The organism is Mesorhizobium sp. WSM4832 (assembly GCF_055811115.1).
Genome location: NZ_JBVVQH010000006.1, coordinates 220,106 through 238,398, shown reverse-complemented (window position 1 = coordinate 238,398; position 18,293 = coordinate 220,106). Strand labels below are relative to the sequence as shown.

15 protein-coding genes are annotated in these 18,293 nt (G+C 65.0%); 9 read left to right on the top strand and 6 right to left on the bottom strand.

All coding sequences use genetic code 11. The annotated features are described in order from the left end of the window. The first annotated feature begins 2 nt into the window (after window positions 1-2). The 4 genes from AC0L2L_RS11340 to AC0L2L_RS11325 all read left to right on the top strand — a co-directional run bounded on the left by AC0L2L_RS11340 (window position 3) and on the right by AC0L2L_RS11325 (window position 3,928). Complete coding sequence (locus AC0L2L_RS11340) at window positions 3-800, top strand: ParA family protein (protein ID WP_027169565.1); 798 nt, start codon at window positions 3-5, stop codon at window positions 798-800. A gap of 57 nt (window positions 801-857) precedes the next feature. After that, window positions 858-1,751 (top strand): ParB/RepB/Spo0J family partition protein, encoded by an 894-nt coding sequence (locus tag AC0L2L_RS11335; RefSeq protein ID WP_473578332.1) that lies wholly within the window; start codon window positions 858-860, stop codon window positions 1,749-1,751. 720 nt (window positions 1,752-2,471) lie between these two features. Further along, window positions 2,472-3,104 (top strand): DUF1326 domain-containing protein, encoded by a 633-nt coding sequence (locus AC0L2L_RS11330; protein ID WP_473578330.1) that lies wholly within the window; start codon window positions 2,472-2,474, stop codon window positions 3,102-3,104. A 35-nt stretch (window positions 3,105-3,139) separates the two neighbouring features. After that, window positions 3,140-3,928, top strand: a complete 789-nt coding sequence (locus AC0L2L_RS11325) for a DUF2182 domain-containing protein (protein WP_473578328.1) — start codon at window positions 3,140-3,142, stop codon at window positions 3,926-3,928. Window positions 3,929-4,442: 514 nt separating this feature from the next. Here AC0L2L_RS11325 and holA read toward each other — a convergent pair. After that, entirely contained in the window at window positions 4,443-5,489 is a 1,047-nt protein-coding gene (holA, locus tag AC0L2L_RS11320) for a DNA polymerase III subunit delta (RefSeq protein ID WP_473578327.1), read from the bottom strand. A gap of 451 nt (window positions 5,490-5,940) precedes the next feature. Here holA and AC0L2L_RS11315 point away from each other — a divergent pair, with 451 nt between their 5' ends. From AC0L2L_RS11315 to lpdA, 4 genes are all read left to right on the top strand, one after another. Further along, a complete protein-coding gene (locus AC0L2L_RS11315; protein ID WP_473578325.1) occupies window positions 5,941-7,173 on the top strand; it encodes a thiamine pyrophosphate-dependent enzyme in 1,233 nt (410 codons plus the stop codon). A 2-nt stretch (window positions 7,174-7,175) separates the two neighbouring features. Next, on the top strand, window positions 7,176-8,189 hold the full coding sequence (locus tag AC0L2L_RS11310) for an alpha-ketoacid dehydrogenase subunit beta (RefSeq protein WP_473578323.1): 1,014 nt from the start codon (window positions 7,176-7,178) through the stop codon (window positions 8,187-8,189). 1 nt (window position 8,190) lies between these two features. Then, complete coding sequence (locus AC0L2L_RS11305) at window positions 8,191-9,558, top strand: dihydrolipoamide acetyltransferase family protein (RefSeq protein WP_473578322.1); 1,368 nt, start codon at window positions 8,191-8,193, stop codon at window positions 9,556-9,558. Between the two features lie 262 nt (window positions 9,559-9,820). After that, window positions 9,821-11,218 (top strand): dihydrolipoyl dehydrogenase, encoded by a 1,398-nt coding sequence (gene lpdA, locus AC0L2L_RS11300; RefSeq protein WP_473578320.1) that lies wholly within the window; start codon window positions 9,821-9,823, stop codon window positions 11,216-11,218. 167 nt (window positions 11,219-11,385) lie between these two features. On the opposite strand, the gene AC0L2L_RS11295 is transcribed toward lpdA, so the two are convergent. Next, complete coding sequence (locus tag AC0L2L_RS11295; protein WP_473578471.1) at window positions 11,386-12,513, bottom strand: saccharopine dehydrogenase family protein; 1,128 nt, start codon at window positions 12,511-12,513, stop codon at window positions 11,386-11,388. 112 nt (window positions 12,514-12,625) lie between these two features. Between AC0L2L_RS11295 and AC0L2L_RS11290 the strand changes: the two genes are divergently transcribed. Then, window positions 12,626-13,054: an Lrp/AsnC family transcriptional regulator gene (locus AC0L2L_RS11290; protein WP_027169641.1), complete on the top strand. Its 429-nt coding sequence runs from the start codon at window positions 12,626-12,628 to the stop codon at window positions 13,052-13,054. Between the two features lie 264 nt (window positions 13,055-13,318). On the opposite strand, the gene AC0L2L_RS11285 is transcribed toward AC0L2L_RS11290, so the two are convergent. From AC0L2L_RS11285 to AC0L2L_RS11270, 4 genes are read right to left on the bottom strand one after another with little or no spacing between them, the layout of a single operon-like run. After that, entirely contained in the window at window positions 13,319-15,352 is a 2,034-nt protein-coding gene (locus AC0L2L_RS11285; RefSeq protein WP_473578318.1) for an aldo/keto reductase, read from the bottom strand. Window positions 15,353-15,406: 54 nt separating this feature from the next. Next, the gene (locus AC0L2L_RS11280; protein WP_473578317.1) at window positions 15,407-16,492 is read right to left on the bottom strand and encodes an ABC transporter ATP-binding protein; all 1,086 of its coding nucleotides are present in this window, start codon (window positions 16,490-16,492) and stop codon (window positions 15,407-15,409) included. Between the two features lie 12 nt (window positions 16,493-16,504). Continuing rightward, the gene (locus tag AC0L2L_RS11275; protein ID WP_473578315.1) at window positions 16,505-17,341 is read right to left on the bottom strand and encodes a carbohydrate ABC transporter permease; all 837 of its coding nucleotides are present in this window, start codon (window positions 17,339-17,341) and stop codon (window positions 16,505-16,507) included. Then, window positions 17,338-18,198, bottom strand: a complete 861-nt coding sequence (locus AC0L2L_RS11270) for a carbohydrate ABC transporter permease (protein WP_473578314.1) — start codon at window positions 18,196-18,198, stop codon at window positions 17,338-17,340. The genes AC0L2L_RS11275 and AC0L2L_RS11270 overlap by 4 nt, the downstream gene beginning before the upstream one ends. Window positions 18,199-18,293: the final 95 nt, after the last annotated feature.

Genomic DNA, 18,293 nt, shown 5'->3' with positions numbered 1-18,293 from the left:
CCATGAAAACTGGACCGCGTATCATCACAGTCGCCAACCAGAAGGGCGGCGTCGGCAAGACGACGACGGCCATCAACCTGGCCACCGCGCTGGCCGCCATCGGCGAGCGCGTGCTGATCGTCGACCTCGATCCGCAGGGCAATGCCAGCACCGGCCTCGGCATCGACCGCAAGGATCGCACCACCTCGTCCTACGATGTCTTGACCGGTGAGTTGGAATTGGAGGCGGCCGCGGTGCCGACGGCGGTACCGGGCTTGTCGATCATTCCCTCGACGCTCGACCTGCTCGGCATCGAGATGGAGATCGCGTCGGCGCCCGACCGGGTGCTCAAATTGCGCAACGCGCTGCGCGCCGCCGCCGAGCGTTCGGCGCCGTTCGGCTATGTGCTGATCGACTGCCCGCCTTCGCTCAATCTTTTGACCTTGAATTCAATGGCGGCGGCCGATTCCGTTCTCGTGCCGCTGCAATGCGAATTCTTCGCGCTGGAAGGCCTCAGCCAGTTGCTGGAAACGGTCGAGCAGGTGCGCGGCACGATCAATCCGGATCTCACCATCCAGGGCATCGTGCTCACCATGTATGACGGGCGCAACAACCTCGCCAACCAGGTGGTGCAGGACGTGCGCACCCATATGGGCGACAAGGTCTACGAGACCATCATCCCGCGCAATGTGCGCGTCTCCGAGGCGCCGTCCTACGGCAAGCCGGCGATCCTCTACGATCTCAAATGCTCGGGCAGCCAGGCCTATCTGCAGCTCGCCTCCGAGGTGATCCGCCGCGAGCGCAAGCTGCGCGCCGCCTGAGCCGTCTCAGCCTTGGTTAATTAGCCGATTCGATCCCGAAACGATCTGGACAAACTCATGAGCGAAGACCAATCAAGAAAAAGACTGGGCCGTGGCCTCGCGGCGCTGATCGGTGAAATCGACCGTCCGGCCGCGCCGGAGAAGCCGAGCGCGGTGGTGGCGGCCGACGGCAAGGTGCCGATCGAGTTCGTCAGCCCGAACCCGAAGAACCCGCGCCGGCACTTCGGCGATGCCGAGCTCACCGATCTTGCCCAGTCGATCCGCGAGCATGGCGTGGTGCAGCCGGTGGTGGCGCGGCCCTCGCCGTCGCAGCCGGGCCACTACGAGATCATCGCCGGCGAGCGGCGCTGGCGGGCGGCGCAGCGCGCGGGCCTGACCGAGATCCCGCTCATCGTGCGCGACGTCAACGACCGCACGGCGCTGGAACTGGCAATCATCGAGAACGTGCAGCGCGCCGACCTCAATCCGGTCGAGGAGGCGCACGGCTATCAGCAGCTGATCGACGAACATGGCTACACGCAGGCCGATCTCGGCCAGGTCATCGGCAAGAGCCGCAGCCATGTCGCCAACACGCTGAGGCTGCTCAAGCTGCCCAATGTGATCCACGACATGCTGGTCCACGGCGATTTGTCGGCCGGCCATGCCCGCACGCTGGTCACTGCCGAGGATCCGGCGGGGCTTGCCAAGCGCATCGTCAAGGAAGGGCTCTCGGTACGCCAGGCCGAGGCGCTGGCGCAGATGCCGGCCGGCCCGACGCCGGTGAAAACCAAGTCGGCCGCGAGCGCGCCGGACAAGGATCCCGACACGCTGGCGCTCGAGAAGCTGATAACCGACACGATCGGCATGATCGTCAGCATCGAGCACAAAGGCAAGGGCGGCACGCTCAAGGTCAGTTATCGCTCGCTCGAGCAGCTTGACGAGCTATGCCGGCGGCTGAAGGACGAGCGGTAGGGCTCTGGAGCGCAACGGTATTTAGCCGGCATATGAGGTTCTGGCTTAAGGTTGGATACGACTGATATATCGGTGATAGACAAAGGGCTGGCAATGTGCCGGCCTTTTTTGTTGGCGGTGGTGATCGGCGAAGGCGGTGGCGACGGCCGATCTCTCCCTTTGTCGTGGCGGGGATGCCCGACGGGGACAGAAGGGCGCGAAGAAGCGCGATTTTTACCTCGCTCGTCATTCTAGGGCGGAGCAAGGAGCGAAGCGACGCGCGCAGACCCTAGAATCCATGCCGTGACGCTAAGGCATTGCAGCGGTTACAGAATTCTGCACCGTTACGCCCTACGGCAGAGGTCACGGCATGGATACTCGGGTCAAGCCCGAGTATGACGAAGCGTCGAAGAGATCCAGTTAATCGCCTACCTTTGCCCCAGTCTTGCACTCTCCGGCCTTCTCTTTGCCGAGCCGGCGATTGGCGACCGCGAACAGACCGCCCTTGCCCGTATATGGGAAAGGATGCCGGGGCACGAAGCACGAAGAAGTGTCGTCCTCGACAGGTTCGGCGTTGGAGCCTGCGGCTTGACAGTGCAGGGCAACGGCGTAACCTCTATTAGTCACAACTTAAATTATGCCCTGGCGTGCCGATCAGTCGCGGTGAGGGCTATCTGCCGTTCTAATGAATGGCACCGCCTCGCCTAAGCGATATGCCGACGCGCCTGATGCAAATGGGAGGTGCAAGTGGCAGTCAGTTGGCAATTGTCTGGAAGTTACTTCGAGAACTGCAATTGCGATGTCGTGTGTCCTTGCCTGCTGTCCACCAACGCGCAGCTGACATCGAAGCCGACGAGAGGCGTTTGCGACGTCGGCTTGGTCTTTCACATTGACAAGGGCAAATACGGCGAGGTTCCATTGGATGGCCTCAACGTTGCGATGGTCGCGCACGCGCCAGGCCCGATGGCGGATGGCAACTGGACGGCTGCCGCCTATATCGACGAAAACGCCGACGACAAGCAGACGGAGGCGCTGGGCGCGATCTTCACCGGTGCCGCGGGCGGTCCGATGGCAGTGCTGGCACCCATGATCGGCACGAACCTCGGGGCCAAGAAGGTGCCGATAGACTACCGGATCGACGGCAAGAAGCGGTCGGCGAAGATTGCGGGCATCATGCAGATGGCGGTGGAGCCGCTGCCGACAATGCGCGAGGACGGGCAGATGTGGGCGGCGACCGGCCATCCCGTCAACCCCGACTGGCTCGCTTTGGCGATGGGGGCGGAAGGCAGCACATTCAGCGACCACGGCATGAGCTGGGACAATTCCCGCCGGAACGGGCACTACGCGCCGATCAACTGGTCCGGCCAGCAGTAACGCCTGGCCGTAGGGTCGGAACGGGACTCGTTCCCATGACATTGACGTCGCAGCGAAACGTCATCCTCGCGCTGCTGATCGCGGTCGCCGCGGTGGCGTGGTCCGTGCTTGTCTGGCAGCAGACCGGCATGGGCGCAGACATGCGCATGGACATGTATTCGCCGACAATGGGTATGACGGCGCCGCTGTTTCTTGCCGTCTGGACGATCATGATGATCGCCATGATGTTTCCGACGGCCGCGCCCATGATCCTGACGTTTCACCAGGTGCAAGCCGGAAAGCAGCGGCGCGGCGAGACCTTTGTCTCGACCTGGGCGTTCGTGGCCGGATACATGCTGGTCTGGGGCGGGATGGGCGTTCTCGCCTTTGCCGGCGCGGCCGGCGCGGAGATGCTTGACCGGCATGTGGGAATGTCTACGGCGACGGCGGCGCGCATCGGCGGCGCGCTTCTGGTCGTTGCGGGCGCCTATCAGCTCTCGCCGCTGAAAGATCTCTGCCTGGCCAAATGCCGGACGCCAATCGGGTTCATCCTGACCTCATGGCGCGATGGCCGCTGGGGTGCCGTGCGCATGGGCTTGGAGCACGGACTTCTTTGCCTGGGCTGCTGCTGGCTGTTGTTTCTCGCCCTTTTTCCGCTCGGGATCATGAATGTCGCCGCAATGGCGGTGGTCACCGTGCTGATCTTTGCCGAAAAGACCTTCCCGTCGGGAGAAGGGATAGCCAAGGTGTCGGGGGTCGCCTTGCTCCTTTACGGCGCGGCGGTGCTGGTCTTTCCGCAGGCGCTGCCAACCTTCCAGGCGATGGACGGAATGATCATGAACTGAGCGGCAGAACAAGTGCCATGGCGCGAACGTTACCTCGCTCGTCATTCTAGGGCGGAGCAAGGAGCGGAGCGACGCGCGCAGACCCTAGAATCCATGCCGTGACGTTAAGGCGTTGCAGCGGTTACAGAATTCTGCACCGTTGCGCTCTACGGAAGAGGTCACGGCATGGATACTCGGGTCAAGCCCGAGTATGACGAAGCGCTGATGAGATCCAGCTAATCGCCTACCTCTTGCGCTCTCCGTCAGCCCTTCTCTTTTAGCGTGCTGGCGAGATCGATAGAATCCATGCCGTGACGCTAAGGCGTTGCAGCGGTTACGGAATTCTGCACCGTCATGCTCTACGGTAGAGGTCACGGCATGGATACTCGGGTCAAGCCCGAGTATGACGAAGCGCTGATGAGATCCAGCTAATCACCTACCTCTTGCGCTCTCCATCAGATGGCGCTCCACGCGCGGCGACCCCCTCTGTCGCCTTCGGCGACATCTCCCCCTCGAAAGTCCCTCGAAAGGGAGATTAGGCGCGTTGTCCCAACCTCGCGCTCTCCACCGCAATGCCGAGCAATGCCTGACGCGCCAGCGCCTCCGACAAATCCGGCCGTTTGCGCGTCTGCAGCACCGCCGTCTGCAGGCGGTTCAACGCGCGGCCAAGCGCTTCGACATTCCAGCGCTCGAGCGTCTTTTCCACCAGCTTGCGGCGGGAGAAGAAAACCGGCGGGCGGGCGCCGGCGACGACCGAGGCGGCGTTGCGGCCGCCGGTCTCCATCTGGCCGCGCATCACCTGCATGGCCTGCAATTGCCGCATCGCCGAGGACAGCACCAGGAAAGGATGGCCGCCGGACTGGCAATGGCGGTTGAAGGCGATATCGAAGTCGCCGACCTTGCCGTCCAGCACGGCGTCGACCGCGGCGTCGAAAGAGGCGCCGGAGACATCGCCCGACAGCGCGCTGACGTCATCGATATCGATCTCGTTGCGGCCGTGGGCGTAGAGCACCAGCTTCTCGATCTCGCCGCGCGAGGCCAACCGGTCGCCGCCGAGGTTGCGGCGCAGCGCCTGCCTGGCGTCCAGTGTCATCGACATGCCGGCCTTGCGCAGCTCGTCGTCGATCACCGAGTCCAGATCGCGTGCCTCGTCCGCATAGCAAGGCAAGGCAATGGCGTTGCCGGCGGCCTCGACAATGGCCCGCAAGCCGGTGCCCTTCTTCAGGTCGCCGGCCTCGATCAGGATGATGGCGTCGCGCGCGGGCTCAGCGGTCAGCGCCTTGATGTCGTCGGCCAGCGCCTTCTGGCCGCTGGCGTTGCGCACCCAAAGCAGCCGCCGGTCGGAAAACATCGGCACCGTGCGCGCCTCGTCGAGCAGCCGGCCCTCGTCGCGGTCGACTTCCCCACCGTCCAGCTTGACCACCGAAAACGGGTCGTCGAGCGGCAGGCCTGTCTTGGTGGCGAAGGTCTTCGCCCGTTCGGCGACGAGCCCGCGGTCGGGACCGTAAAGCAAGACGATCGCCATAGACGGGTCCGGCCTCGCGAGCCACGAATCGACCTCGTATCCTTTCTTCTGTGCCATGCGAGGTGAGTTAGCACGAGGCGGGGTGGGGGAACCAGCGTCCTCTCCTTCTCCCCTTGTGGGAGAAGGTGGCCGCGAAGCGGTCGGATGAGGGGTGCTCCAGGGAATGCCGGCGTCTCACTCCGCTGGAGCACCCCTCATCCGTCTCGGCGCTAACGCGCCGATCCACCTTCTCCCACAAGGGGAGAAGGGAAGACCGCGCCCGGCCTCACCCGTCAATTGCGTTATCTGGCGCTCTCGCTCCTCTAAACTTCCGCCAAATTGCGCGCAGCGCGAAAACATCGACAAGAAATTTCGTCGCCATATCTGCATCTTGGCGCTTGCGTGCGGCATCGGCCCCGCCAGGCTGACGACCGGGGAGGAGGGCCGTGCCCAGACCCGGCGAATTGGCACTGGTCTGGCGGCGCGGATGTGCAAGTATCGCACCGGCAACATTGGAGGACGTTAGGTCATGGCCGATGCTGGAATGTTGCGCTTTCATGTGCCCGAGCCGGAGGTTCGGCCCGGCGGCACGCCTGACTTCTCGAATGTGACCATCCCCAAGGCCGGCTCGGTGCCGCGCCCCGAGATCGACGTCGATCCGCGCAGCATCCGCGACATGGCCTTTTCCATCATCCGGGTGCTCAACCGCGCCGGCGAAGCGGTCGGGCCATGGGCCGGGCTGCTCTCCGACGAGGAACTGCTCGAAGGCCTGCGCCATATGATGCGGCTCAGGACCTTCGACGCGCGCATGCAGATGGCGCAGCGCCAGGGCAAGACCTCCTTCTACATGCAACACCTCGGCGAGGAAGCGGTGAGCTGCGCCTTCCGCAAGGCGCTCAAGCCGGGCGACATGAATTTCCCGACCTATCGGCAAGCCGGCCTTTTGATCGCCGACGGCTATCCGATGGTCACGATGATGAACCAGATCTATTCCAACGAGGCCGATCCGCTGAAGGGCCGGCAGTTGCCGATCATGTACTCCTCGAAGGAGCACGGCTTCTTCTCGATCTCGGGCAATCTGGCGACGCAATACATCCAGGCGGTCGGCTGGGCGATGGCGTCGGCGATCTCGAACGACTCCAAGATCGCAGCCGCCTGGATCGGCGATGGTTCGACGGCGGAGTCGGATTTCCATTCGGCGCTGGTCTTCGCCTCGACCTACAAGGCGCCGGTCATCCTCAACGTCGTCAACAACCAGTGGGCGATCTCAACCTTTCAAGGCATCGCGCGCGGCGGCTCCGGCACTTTCGCCGCGCGCGGTCTCGGTTTCGGCATTCCGGCGCTGCGCGTCGACGGCAATGACTACCTCGCGGTCCATGCCGTGGCGAAATGGGCGGCGGAGCGGGCGCGCGCCAATCTCGGGCCGACGCTGGTTGAATATGTCACCTATCGCGCCGGGGCGCATTCGAGCTCGGACGATCCCTCGGCCTATCGGCCGAAGGCCGAATCCGACGCGTGGCCTCTCGGCGATCCGGTCATCCGGCTGAAGAACCACCTCATCCACCGGGGCGTCTGGTCCGAGGACAGGCACACCCAGGCGGAAGCCGAGATCCTCGAAACGGTGATCGCCGCGCAGAAGGAGGCCGAGGGCCACGGCACGCTGCATGCCGGCGGCAAGCCTTCGACCCGCGACATGTTCGAAGGGCTCTATGCCGAGATGCCGCCGCATCTCAGGCGGCAGCGCCAGCAGGCGGGGGTCTGACCATGCCCAGGAAGACCATGATCGAGGCGATCCGCGACGCCATGGATGTCGCCATGGGGCGTGACGAACGTGTCGTTGTCTATGGCGAGGATGTCGGCTTCTTCGGCGGTGTTTTTCGCGCCACGCAAGGGCTACAGGCCAAATATGGCCGCAGCCGCTGCTTCGACGCGCCGATCAACGAATCCGGCATCGTCGGCTCGGCCATCGGCATGGCCGCCTATGGGCTGAAACCCTGCGTCGAGATCCAGTTTGCCGACTACATGTACCCGGCCTACGACCAGCTGACGCAGGAAGCGGCGCGGCTGCGCTACCGCTCGAACGGCGATTTCACCTGCCCGATCGTGGTGCGCATGCCGACCGGCGGCGGCATCTTCGGCGGCCAGACGCACAGCCAGAGCCCGGAAGCCCTGTTCACCCATGTCTCCGGCCTCAAGACGGTGGTGCCGTCCAATCCGCATGACGCGAAGGGCTTGCTGATCGCGGCGATCGAGGATCCGGACCCGGTGATTTTCCTCGAGCCGAAGCGGCTCTACAACGGACCGTTCGACGGCCATCACGACAAGCCGGTGACGCCGTGGTCGAAGCATGAGCTCGGCGAGGTCGCCGACGGCCATTACACGATCCCGCTCGGCAAGGCCGCGATCCGAAGGCCGGGTTCGGCGGTCACCGTGCTTGCCTACGGCACGATGGTCTATGTCGCGCAGGCCGCGGCCGAGGAGACCGGCATCGACGCCGAGGTGATCGATCTCCGTACGCTTTTGCCGCTCGACCTCGACGCCATCGTCGCCTCGGTGAAGAAGACAGGGCGCTGCGTCGTCGTGCATGAGGCGACGCTGACCTCCGGCTTCGGCGCTGAGCTGGTCTCGCTGGTGCAGGAGAACTGCTTTTACCATCTGGAGGCGCCGGTCGCGCGGGTCGCCGGGTGGGACACGCCCTATCCGCACGCGCAGGAATGGGACTATTTCCCCGGCCCGGCGCGGGTCGGGCGCGCCTTGATTGAAACGTTGGAGGCCTGAGATGGGCGAGCACGTCATCAAGCTTCCCGATGTCGGCGAAGGCGTCGCCGAGGCCGAGCTCGTCGAATGGCATGTCAAGGTCGGCGACCTGGTGCGCGAGGACACGGTCCTTGCCGCCGTCATGACCGACAAGGCTACGGTCGAGATCCCATCGCCGGTCGACGGCGAGATCCTGTGGCTCGGCGCCGAGATCGGCGACACGGTGGCGATCGGCTCGCCGATCGTGCGGCTGAAGGTAGCCGGCGAGGGGAATGTCTTGGGGGGTGCGAAATCGCCGGAAGGCACGGCGGCACCGACCCCCACCCCCTCCCCACAAGGGAAAGGGGGAGGCGCTTTGGCCTCCAAGGTCGAAGCGAAGGCTACGCCACCGTCATCAGCGGGTCCCCAAAGAACTGAAGGCGTGGGAGCGACGCAATCCCCCTCCCCCTTGCGCGGCGGGGCTAGGGGTGGGGCGCCGACATCCGGAGGTGCCGCGCCCAGCGGTGCGCCGCGTCCTGAGGGCGAGAGACCGCTGGCCTCGCCTGCGGTTCGGCTGCGCGCGAAGGAGGCCGGCATCGATCTGCGCCAGGTACCGGGCAGCGGTCCGGCCGGGCGCATCGGCCATGAGGATATCGACGCCTTCGTCGCACGCGGCCCGCAAGTCGCCCGCGCGACCGGGCTTGCCCGCAAAGACGGCGTCGAGGACATCAAGGTCGTCGGCCTGCGGCGCAAGATCGCGGAAAAGATGTCGCTCGCCAAATCGCGCATCCCGCACATCACCTATGTCGAAGAGATCGACGTCACGGCGCTGGAGGAGTTGCGCGCGACGTTGAACAAGGACAAGCGCGGAGATCGCCCGAAGCTGACGCTGCTGCCTTTCCTGATGCGGGCGATGGTCAAGGCGATCGCCGAGCAGCCCAACCTCAACGCGCTGTTCGACGATGATGCCGGCATCATCCACCAGCATCAGGGCATCCATATCGGCATCGCAGCGCAGACGCCGAACGGGCTGGTGGTGCCGGTGGTCAAGCATGCCGAGGCGCGCGACCTGTGGGACTGCGCCGCCGAGGTCAACCGGCTGGCCGACGCGGCGAAGTCCGGCACGGCGAGCCGCGAGGAGCTTTCCGGCTCGACCATCACCATCACCTCGCTCGGCGCCATGGGCGGCGTAGCGACCACGCCCGTCATCAACTATCCGGAAGTGGCGATCGTCGGCGTCAACAAGATGATGGTGCGGCCGGTATGGGACGGCACCCAGTTCATTCCGCGCAAGATGATGAACCTGTCGTCCAGCTTCGACCACCGCGTTGTCGACGGCTGGGATGCTGCGGTGTTCGTGCAGCGGATCAAGGCGCTGCTGGAGACGCCAGCGCTGATTTTCGTGGATTGAGCGGGATGGGGTCGGTCTCGAATGTCGCGACGCCGGGATGCGGGCTCCCCCTTCTCCCCTTGTGGGAGAAGGTGTCGCCGAAGGCGACGGATGAGGGGTGCTCCAGGGAACGCCAGCGTCTCACTCCGCCGGAACACCAGCGCCTCACTCCGCTGGAACACCCCTCATCCGTCTCGGCGCTAGCGCGCCGATCCACCTTCTCCCACAAGGGGAGAAGGAGAAGGCGCGCCGCGACCTTCGCCATCAATAAGAGCGTGACCCCATGAAAGAGATCTCCTGCAAGCTGCTCGTCATCGGCGCCGGTCCCGGCGGCTATGTCTGCGCCATCCGGGCCGGCCAGCTTGGCGTCGACACGGTCATCGTCGAAGCCGGCAAACCGGGCGGCACCTGCCTCAATGTCGGCTGCATCCCGTCCAAGGCGCTGATCCATGCCGCGGAGGAGTTCGAGAAAATAGCGCATATGGCCGCCGGCAAGGACCCGCTCGGCATCAAGGTCGCCGCGCCGACGCTCGACCTGGCGCGGACCGTCGGCTGGAAAGACGGTATCGTTAGCCGGCTCAACAGCGGCGTCGCCGGGCTGCTCAAGAAGGCCGGGGTCAAGACCGTGCACGGCTGGGCGAAATTTCGCGACGGCAAGACCGTCGAGGTCGAGACCGAGACAGGCACGCAGGTGATCCGCGCCGAGATCGTCGTGATCGCCACCGGCTCGGCGCCGGTCGAGCTGCCGTTCCTGCCGTTCGGCGGTCCGGTCATCTCGTCCACCGAGGCGCTGGCGCTGAGCGAAGTGCCGAAGAAGCTCGCGGTCGTCGGAGGCGGTTATATCGGGCTCGAGCTCGGCATGGCGTTTGCCAAGATGGGCGCCAAGGTCACCGTGGTAGAAGCCTTGCCGCGCGTGCTGGCTCAATACGACGCCGAGCTGACGAGGCCGGTGCTCAAGCGGCTCGGTGAGCTCGGTGTCGAAGTGATGACCGGCGCCAAGGCCAAAGGTCTTTCGACCAAGGGCGACGCGTTGCTGGTCGAGACGGCTGACGGCAAGAACGCCAAGGTCGCCGCCGACAAGTTCCTGGTCACCGTCGGCCGCAAGCCGCTGACCGAGGGCTGGGGGCTGGAGCAGATCGACCTCGACATGGCCGGCAAATTCATCCGCATCGACGACCAGTGCCGCACATCGATGCGCGGCATTTATGCCATCGGCGACGTCACCGGCGAGCCGATGCTGGCGCACCGCGCCATGGCGCAGGGCGAGATGGTGGCCGAGATCGCCGCCGGCCACAAAAGAAGCTGGGACAAGCGCGCCATTCCCGCGATCTGCTTCACCGATCCCGAGCTGGTCACTGCCGGCCTGTCGCCGGAAGAAGCGAAGGCGCTCGCCGGCGAGATCAAGATCGGGCAGTTCCCGTTTGCCGCCAACGGCCGCGCGATGACCAAACAGGGCGAGGATGGTTTTGTCAGGGTGGTCGCCCGCGCCGACAATCATCTGGTGCTGGGCATCCAGGCGGTCGGGCAAGGCGTGTCGGAACTGTCGGCGGCGTTTGGCCTGGCGCTCGAAATGGGCGCGCGGCTGGAAGACATCGCCGGCACCATCTACGCGCATCCGACGCAGGGCGAGGGCTTCCAGGAAGCGGCGCTGAAGGCGCTGGGCCACGCGCTGCATATATGAGGCTCTTCCTTCTCCCCTTGTGGGAGAAGGTGAATCGGCGCGATAGCGCCGAGACGGATGAGGGGTGTTCCAGCGGAGTGAAACGCTGGCATTCCCTGGAGCACCCCTCATCCGTCGCCTTCGGCGACACCTTCCCCCACAAGGGGGGAAGGGGGAGCCGGCGCAGCTCAGCTTGCTAGCCGGCTCACCATTTCGTGCTGGGCGTAGGCGCGGCCGAAGCGGTTGGCGAGGAAGGCGTCGAGGGCGATGTCTTCCTGCTTGAGAAAACCCCTCGACGGCAGGCTGCCGTCGGCCAGCATGTCGAGCACGGCGCAGATGCCGGAGGCGGTGGTGATCTGGATGGCGCTGCGCACGACATTGCCGACGCGCTGGGAATAGATCTTGTTGGCGTAGGTTTCCTGCAGCAGGCGGCCGTTCCTGCGGCCCGAGACAGTGACGAAGACGATGACCACGTCCTGCAGCGTCGCCGGCAGCGCGCTTTCGAAGATATCCTTCAGCACGTCGCGGCGATGGCGCAGGCCTAAGTCGTTGAGCAGCGCCTTCATGATCGCCGCGTGGCCGGGATAGCGGATGGTGCGGTAGTTCAGCGTGCGCACCTTGCCCTTCAGCGTCTCGGCCAAAGTGCCGAGGCCGCCGGAGGTGTTGAAGGCCTCATAGGTGACGCCGTCGAGCGAGAACTTCTCGCGCTCCTCCAGTGGCGGCACCTCGATCAGCTCGCCCTCGACGATCGCCTCGCAGGGCTCGCAATACTCGTTGATGACGCCGTCGGTGCTCCAGGTGAGGTTGTAGTTCAGCGCGTTGGACGGATATTGCGGCAGCGCGCCGACGCGCATGCGCACGCTTTCCAGCGTGTCGAAGCGGCTGGCGAGATCGTTGGCGACGATCGAGATGAAGCCCGGCGCCAGGCCGCATTGCGGAATGAAGGCGCTCCTGGCGTCGCGCGCCAGATCCTTGACGCGGCGGGTCGAGACGACGTCCTCGGTGAGGTCGAGATAGTGCACGCCGGTGGCGGCGGCTGCCTCGGCGATGCGTGTGGTGAGATGGAAGGGCGCGGCGCTCAGCACGGCGAACTTGCCGGCAAGCACCTTCTCAAGCTCACCCGCGGCAGCAATGTCGAGCTCCTGCGTCTCGACGCCGGCCGGCAGTTCGCCCGCCGCCAGCTGGGCGGCCGAGCGGTCGACGAGCGTGACGTGGTAGTCGCCGGTGGCGCTCAGCATTTCTGCAATGGTCGAGCCGATCTTGCCGGCGCCGACGACAACGATGTTCTTCATGATCAATTCCCCTGCCAATTCGATTTGGGCCAATTCGGTTTGGTGGGAATCATCGCAGCTTGCCTGTCGAAAGGAAGCGTGGAATCTGGCAATATGACGCTAAACTTTAACCGATCTGCCGAAAGGTTTCGTCGAAATGATCACGGAAGCCGAACAAGCCCTGCTCACCTTGCTGCGCGCCAACGCCCGCGCCTCGACCGCCGAGCTGGCGCGCCGGCTCGGCGTGTCGCGCACCACGGTGCAGAGCCGCATCGAGCGGCTGGAGCAGCGCGGCGTCATCGCCGGCTATGGGGTCAGGCTGTCGCCCGACTATGAGCAAGGGCTGGTCAAGGCGCATGTGCTGCTCACCGTCACGCCCAAGCTCGCCGACAAGGTGGTGCGCAGCCTGGAGGCGATGCCGCCGGTCAGGACGGTGCATTCGGTCAGCGGCAATTTCGACATGATCGTCATCGTCGACGCGCCCTCGATCCGCGACCTCGACGCGCTGCTCGACCGGATCGGGGCAATGGACGGGGTGGAGCGGACGTCGTCGTCGATCATTCTGTCGACGCGGGTGGATCGATGAAACTGTTGAGATGCCGGCGCGAGGCCCCCTCTCTGTCCTGCCCGTCCTGCGCAGCAGCTACGCTGCGGCTTCGGAGGGTGGACCGGACATCTCCCCCTCAAGGGGGGAGATTGACAGCTTCGACGCCGGCACCTTTTCTGCAACACTGGTGATTGGCGAAAGCCGGCGTGACATCTGATCTCCCCCCTTGAGGGGGAGATGCCCGGCAGGGCAGAGAGGGGGGCGAAGGAATGCGACGCTTCCTTTTCAACGCCCCAAGCAGCGCTACGCCCGCCGCCGCTGCGCCCCCTCATCCAGCCACGCCACATCCTCCGCCGTCAGCTTGATATCCAGCGCCTTGAGGCTGTCCTCGAGCTCGTCCAGCGTGCGCGGGCCGATCAGCGGGACCGAGGGGAATGGCTGCGCCAGGACGTAGGCCAGCGCGACATGGATCGGGCTTTTGCCGAGCTTTCGCGCCAGTTCGATCGCCCGGTCGCGGCGGCCGAAATTCTTTTCGGAATACCAGACCCGCACCAGCTCCTCATTGTCGGTCCGGTCGCGGCCGGCGCGCTCGGTGAAGAAGCCGCGGCCCTGGCTCGACCAGGCGAAGTTCGGCATCTGCCTGGCCGCCAGCCAGGCTTTCCAGGCATCGGTGGACGAGGTCACGCAGCCCGCCCAGATCGGCTCCAGCATCTCGGCCAGCGAGAAATTGTTGGAGAGCGCGCCCGGCTTCTGCTTGCCGTTCTTCTCGGCATAGGCAATCGCCGCATCCATGCGCTCCATCGTCCAGTTGGAGCCGCCGAACAGGCCGCGGATGCGGCCGGCCTTGGCCTCGCGGTCCATCGCATCGACGAATTCGCCGACCGGCACGTCCGGATTGTCGCGGTGCATGAAATAGATGTCGACATGGTCGGTCCGCAGCCGGTCGAGCGACTGTGCCAGCTGCTTGGCGATCACGTCGGGATAGCAAAGCGGCGAATGCGCGCCCTTGGCGATGATGACCGACTGCTCGCGCACGCCGCGATTGGCCAGCCACTGTCCGAGCAGCGTCTCGGTGTAGCCGCCGCCATAGACAAAGCCGGTGTCGAACAGGTTGCCGCCGGCCTCGAAATAGGCGTCGAGCAGGATCGAGCCGGAGGAGAAGGTGCGAAAATCCTCGAAGCCGAGCGCCAGAAGCGAGACCGGCTTCGGCAGTCCGGGAATGGCGCGCTTGCCGATGGCCTTGCCATCGGTGCGCAGCGGCCGGCCGGATATGGTGTGGACGCGCTTAGCCGGCTTCTCGATCTCATATTCGAGACCAACCGCGGCGCGCCATTTGTCGAGCACGCGCAATGTGCCGAGGCTGTCGGCCCAGGACATGCCCGGCCAGGCAAATTCCTGGCGTCCGGCGAAGATCGCCTCGCCGGCGGCATCGACCTCGAAGGAATAAAGGTGGCGGGTCTCGTCGAGGCTGATCACCTCGCGCGCGGCCCCGGACCGGATCACCTCGATCCGGCCCGGTCCGACGTCGCGGTTGCCACCGGCGAACCAGAAATCCGGCACCTCGATCTGACCCTTGGTGCCGAGGATGCGCAGCACATTGTCCTGGTTGAGCGAGATGCTGCAGGAGATTTCGGCGACGATGCCATTGGCGAAGGTGAGCAGCGCCGAAGCCCATTCGTCGACGCCGGACTGGCCGAGATGGGCCGCGCCCACCACCTTGTCGGGTTCGGCAAAGGGCTGTCCGGATGCCGCGCCCGCGATCAGCCGCGCCATCGACACCGGATAGCCGCCGACATCGAGGATGCCGCCGCCGGCGAGCTCGTTGGCATAGAGCCGGTGCTCCGGCATGAAGCCCGGCATGGCGAAGCCGAAGCTCGACTTGATCATGCGCACTTCGCCGATGGCGCCCGACTTGACCAGCTCGACCAGTTGCAGCGTCTGCGGGTGCAGCCGGTACATGAAAGCTTCGCCGAGGAACGTGCCCGCCTTGCGCGCCGCATGCATCATGGCGTCGGCCTCGAAGGCGGTCAGCGCCAGCGGCTTCTCGCACAGCACATGCTTGCCGGCGTCCGCGGCCTTGATCGCCCATTCGGCATGGCCGGGATGCGGGATCGCGATGTAGACGGCGTCGACGTTCGGATCGGCGAGCAGCGCGTCATAGCCGTCGAGGATGCGCGCGCCCGGAAAGGTTTCGGCGAGGCCCGGCTTGCCGGGGTTGCGGGCGCCGAGCGCGACCAGCTCGCCAGTGCGCGACTGCGCGGCGCCGCCGGCAAAGGATTTGGCGATGCTGCCGGGTCCGAGGATGCCCCAGCGGATTTTCTTGGATGCGGATGTCATGTCGAATTCTCCATAGGTCGCCGCCACGCCTTGGCGATCGGGCGGGAACGAAAGTCAGCGGATCCTTGCGCCCGCCTTGTCGAAGAGCAGCGAGCGTTCCGCCTTGATCGAGACCGTGAAATGGTCGCCGCTGGCGCGCTGGCGCGAGGCCTCGCGCTCGACGATCAGCTCCTCGGGTCCGGCATTGGCGTAGACGTAGCTGACCGAGCCGAGATGCTCGGCGACGTCGGCCTTGACGGGAATGTCGCAGTCGCCCTCGCCGGCTTCGAAGAAATGCTCCGGCCTGACGCCGAGCACGACGTCGGCGCCGACGGCGGGAAAGGCTTCGCGGAGCGGCTTGTGCAATTTGACGCCGCCATGATTGACGAGCTCGATGATCGCGGCGCTGTTCGATGTCTCGACGACCTTGGCGTCAAGGAAGTTCATCTTCGGCGAGCCGATGAAGCCGGCTACGAAACGGTTGGCCGGGTCGTCATAGAGGTCGAGCGGCGCGCCGATCTGCTCGACATTGCCGGCCTTGAGCACGACGATGCGGTCGGCCAGCGTCATCGCCTCGGTCTGGTCATGCGTCACATAGACCATGGTGACGCCAAGCTCCTTGTGCAGGCGCGAGATCTCGACCCGCATCTGGACCCTGAGCTCGGCGTCGAGGTTCGACAGCGGCTCGTCGAACAGAAACACCTGCGGCTCGCGCACGATGGCGCGGCCGATGGCGACGCGCTGGCGCTGGCCGCCGGACAGTTGCTTCGGGCGCCGCTGCATCAATTCGTCGATGCGCAGGATCTCGGCGGCGCGTTTCACCCGACGCTCGGTATCGGCCTTCGGGTTGCCGTTCATCCTGAGCCCGAAGGAGAGGTTCTGTTCCACCGTCATGTGCGGGTAGAGCGCGTAGGACTGGAAGACCATGGCGATGCCGCGGTCGGCCGGCTCGACGTCGTTGACCACCTTGCCGCCGATGGCGATCTTGCCGCCGCTGATATCCTCCAACCCGGCGATCATCCGCAAGAGCGTGGACTTGCCGCAGCCGGACGGGCCGACGAAGACAACGAACTCGCCGTCGGCGATGTCGATGTCGGCGCCATGGACGACTTCGTAGACGCCGAAGCGCTTGACGACATTGGTGAGGGTGACGGCAGCCATCTCGCTCCTAACCTACTTGACCGCGCCGGCGGCGATGCCGGCAATGAAATGGCGCTGCAACAGCACGAAGACGATGAGCATCGGCACCGTCAGCATCACGGCGCCGGCCATGATGCCGCCCCACGACACCTTGGTCAGGCCGATCAGCGTGCCAAGCGCCACCGGCGCCGTCATGGCGCCGGGCTGGCTGTTGATCAGCAGCGGCCAGAGATAATTGTTCCACGATGCGAGGAAGAGGATGATCGCCAAGGCCGCCAGCATCGGGCGGGCCAGCGGCAGCGCAACGAACATGAAGATGCGCCATTCTTTCACGCCTTCCACCCGCGCGGCGTCGAACAGCTCGGCCGGCATCATCGAGAAAGCCTGGCGCATGAATAGCACTCCCAGCGAATTGAACAGCGGCGGCACGATCAGCGCGATCCAGGTGTTGGCCAAAGCGAAGTCGCGCGCCACCATGATGAATTGCGGGATGAGCACAACCGCGTAGGGAAGCGTGATGGTGCCGAAGATGATCGCTATCACCGCGCCCTTGCCGTGGAATTCGTAGCGCGCCAGCGCCCAGCCGGCCATCGAGGTGAGCAGCACTGAAAGGATCGTGTAGGTCACCGCCACCGAGACCGAGATGCCGATGGCGCCGATGAAATTGGTGTCGCGCTGCAGATTGGCGACATTGTCGAGGAAATTGTCGTGCGGCAGAAGCTCGATGCCCGGACTGAATATGCCGTTGTCGGGCATGGTGGAAAACACCACCATCATCCACAGCGGGAACAGCCAGACCAGCGCCAGCGGCGTCAGGAAAAGATGCAGCAGGACGCTGCGACCGAGTCGGGCTTGCGAGCGCGAGGTCATTTCGGGTCCCTCGTCAGCCAGAGCTGCACCAGGGTGATGGCGATCGCCAGCCCCGCCATGGTGTAGGCGACGGCCGAGGCATAGCCGAAGTTGAGCGATCGGAAGCCCTGGCGATAGAGCAGCAGCCCAAGCGTCTCGGTGCCGCCGCCCGGGCCGCCGCGCTCGGTGATCAGGAATGGCTCGGTGAAGAGCTGCATGGTGCCGATGATCGACAGCACGGCGCAAAAGACGATCACCGGCTTGAGCAGCGGCAAGGTGATGTGGAAGAACTGCCTGACCCTGCTGACGCGGTCGAGCGTCGCCGCCTCGTAGACGTCCTCCGGGATGGACTGCAGGCCGGCGAGGATGATGATGGCGTTGTAGCCGGCCCAGCGCCAGGTCACCGCGATCATGATCAGCGCCATGGCCGGCGTGACGTTGGAGAACCAGTCGACCTTGGGGATACCGACGCTGTTGAGCAGCTTGTTGATGATGCCGAAATCGAGGCTGAACATCAGGCGGAAGACGGCCGAATAGGCGACCTCGCCGACCACGACCGGGGCGAAGAAGGCAAAGCGGTAGAGGCCGCGCGCCTTGAGCAGGGGCGAATTCAAAAGCACCGCCATGACGATCGCCAGCGAGATCATCACCGGCACCTGGATGACGAGGATGAGCAGCGTGTTCTTCAGCGCGTTGAAGAAGGCGGGGTCGCCGATCAGGCGACCCCAGTTGAAGGTCGGCGCAAAGCGCCAGGGCACGGTGCGGGTCGCCTGGAAGGAGATCAGGAACGAAGAGATGATCGGCCAGATCCAGAAGATGGCGAAGATCAAAAGGTAAGGCGTGAGGAAGCGGTACGCGGTGGCGTTCTGGGTGCGCATTGGCTTCCTCCTTTCTCGGTGGCGCCTTCTTGGCGGGCGCGGCGTTGATCATTGCATCGAATTGCTGGAGCAGCGCCAATTGTCGACGCAGGCGC

What these genes read in the sequence shown, in the direction of transcription:
- AC0L2L_RS11280 (WP_473578317.1), bottom strand. Translation starts at nt 16,492, where the DNA reads ATGGCTGCCGTCACCCTCACCAATGTCGTCAAGCGCTTCGGCGTCTAC.
- AC0L2L_RS11270 (WP_473578314.1), bottom strand. Translation starts at nt 18,198, where the DNA reads ATGCGCACCCAGAACGCCACCGCGTACCGCTTCCTCACGCCTTACCTT.
- AC0L2L_RS11275 (WP_473578315.1), bottom strand. Translation starts at nt 17,341, where the DNA reads ATGACCTCGCGCTCGCAAGCCCGACTCGGTCGCAGCGTCCTGCTGCAT.
- AC0L2L_RS11315 (WP_473578325.1), top strand. Translation starts at nt 5,941, where the DNA reads ATGGCCGATGCTGGAATGTTGCGCTTTCATGTGCCCGAGCCGGAGGTT.
- AC0L2L_RS11325 (WP_473578328.1), top strand. Translation starts at nt 3,140, where the DNA reads ATGACATTGACGTCGCAGCGAAACGTCATCCTCGCGCTGCTGATCGCG.
- AC0L2L_RS11285 (WP_473578318.1), bottom strand. Translation starts at nt 15,352, where the DNA reads ATGACATCCGCATCCAAGAAAATCCGCTGGGGCATCCTCGGACCCGGC.
- lpdA (WP_473578320.1), top strand. Translation starts at nt 9,821, where the DNA reads ATGAAAGAGATCTCCTGCAAGCTGCTCGTCATCGGCGCCGGTCCCGGC.
- holA (WP_473578327.1), bottom strand. Translation starts at nt 5,489, where the DNA reads ATGGCACAGAAGAAAGGATACGAGGTCGATTCGTGGCTCGCGAGGCCG.
- AC0L2L_RS11310 (WP_473578323.1), top strand. Translation starts at nt 7,176, where the DNA reads ATGCCCAGGAAGACCATGATCGAGGCGATCCGCGACGCCATGGATGTC.
- AC0L2L_RS11305 (WP_473578322.1), top strand. Translation starts at nt 8,191, where the DNA reads ATGGGCGAGCACGTCATCAAGCTTCCCGATGTCGGCGAAGGCGTCGCC.
- AC0L2L_RS11335 (WP_473578332.1), top strand. Translation starts at nt 858, where the DNA reads ATGAGCGAAGACCAATCAAGAAAAAGACTGGGCCGTGGCCTCGCGGCG.
- AC0L2L_RS11340 (WP_027169565.1), top strand. Translation starts at nt 3, where the DNA reads ATGAAAACTGGACCGCGTATCATCACAGTCGCCAACCAGAAGGGCGGC.
- AC0L2L_RS11290 (WP_027169641.1), top strand. Translation starts at nt 12,626, where the DNA reads ATGATCACGGAAGCCGAACAAGCCCTGCTCACCTTGCTGCGCGCCAAC.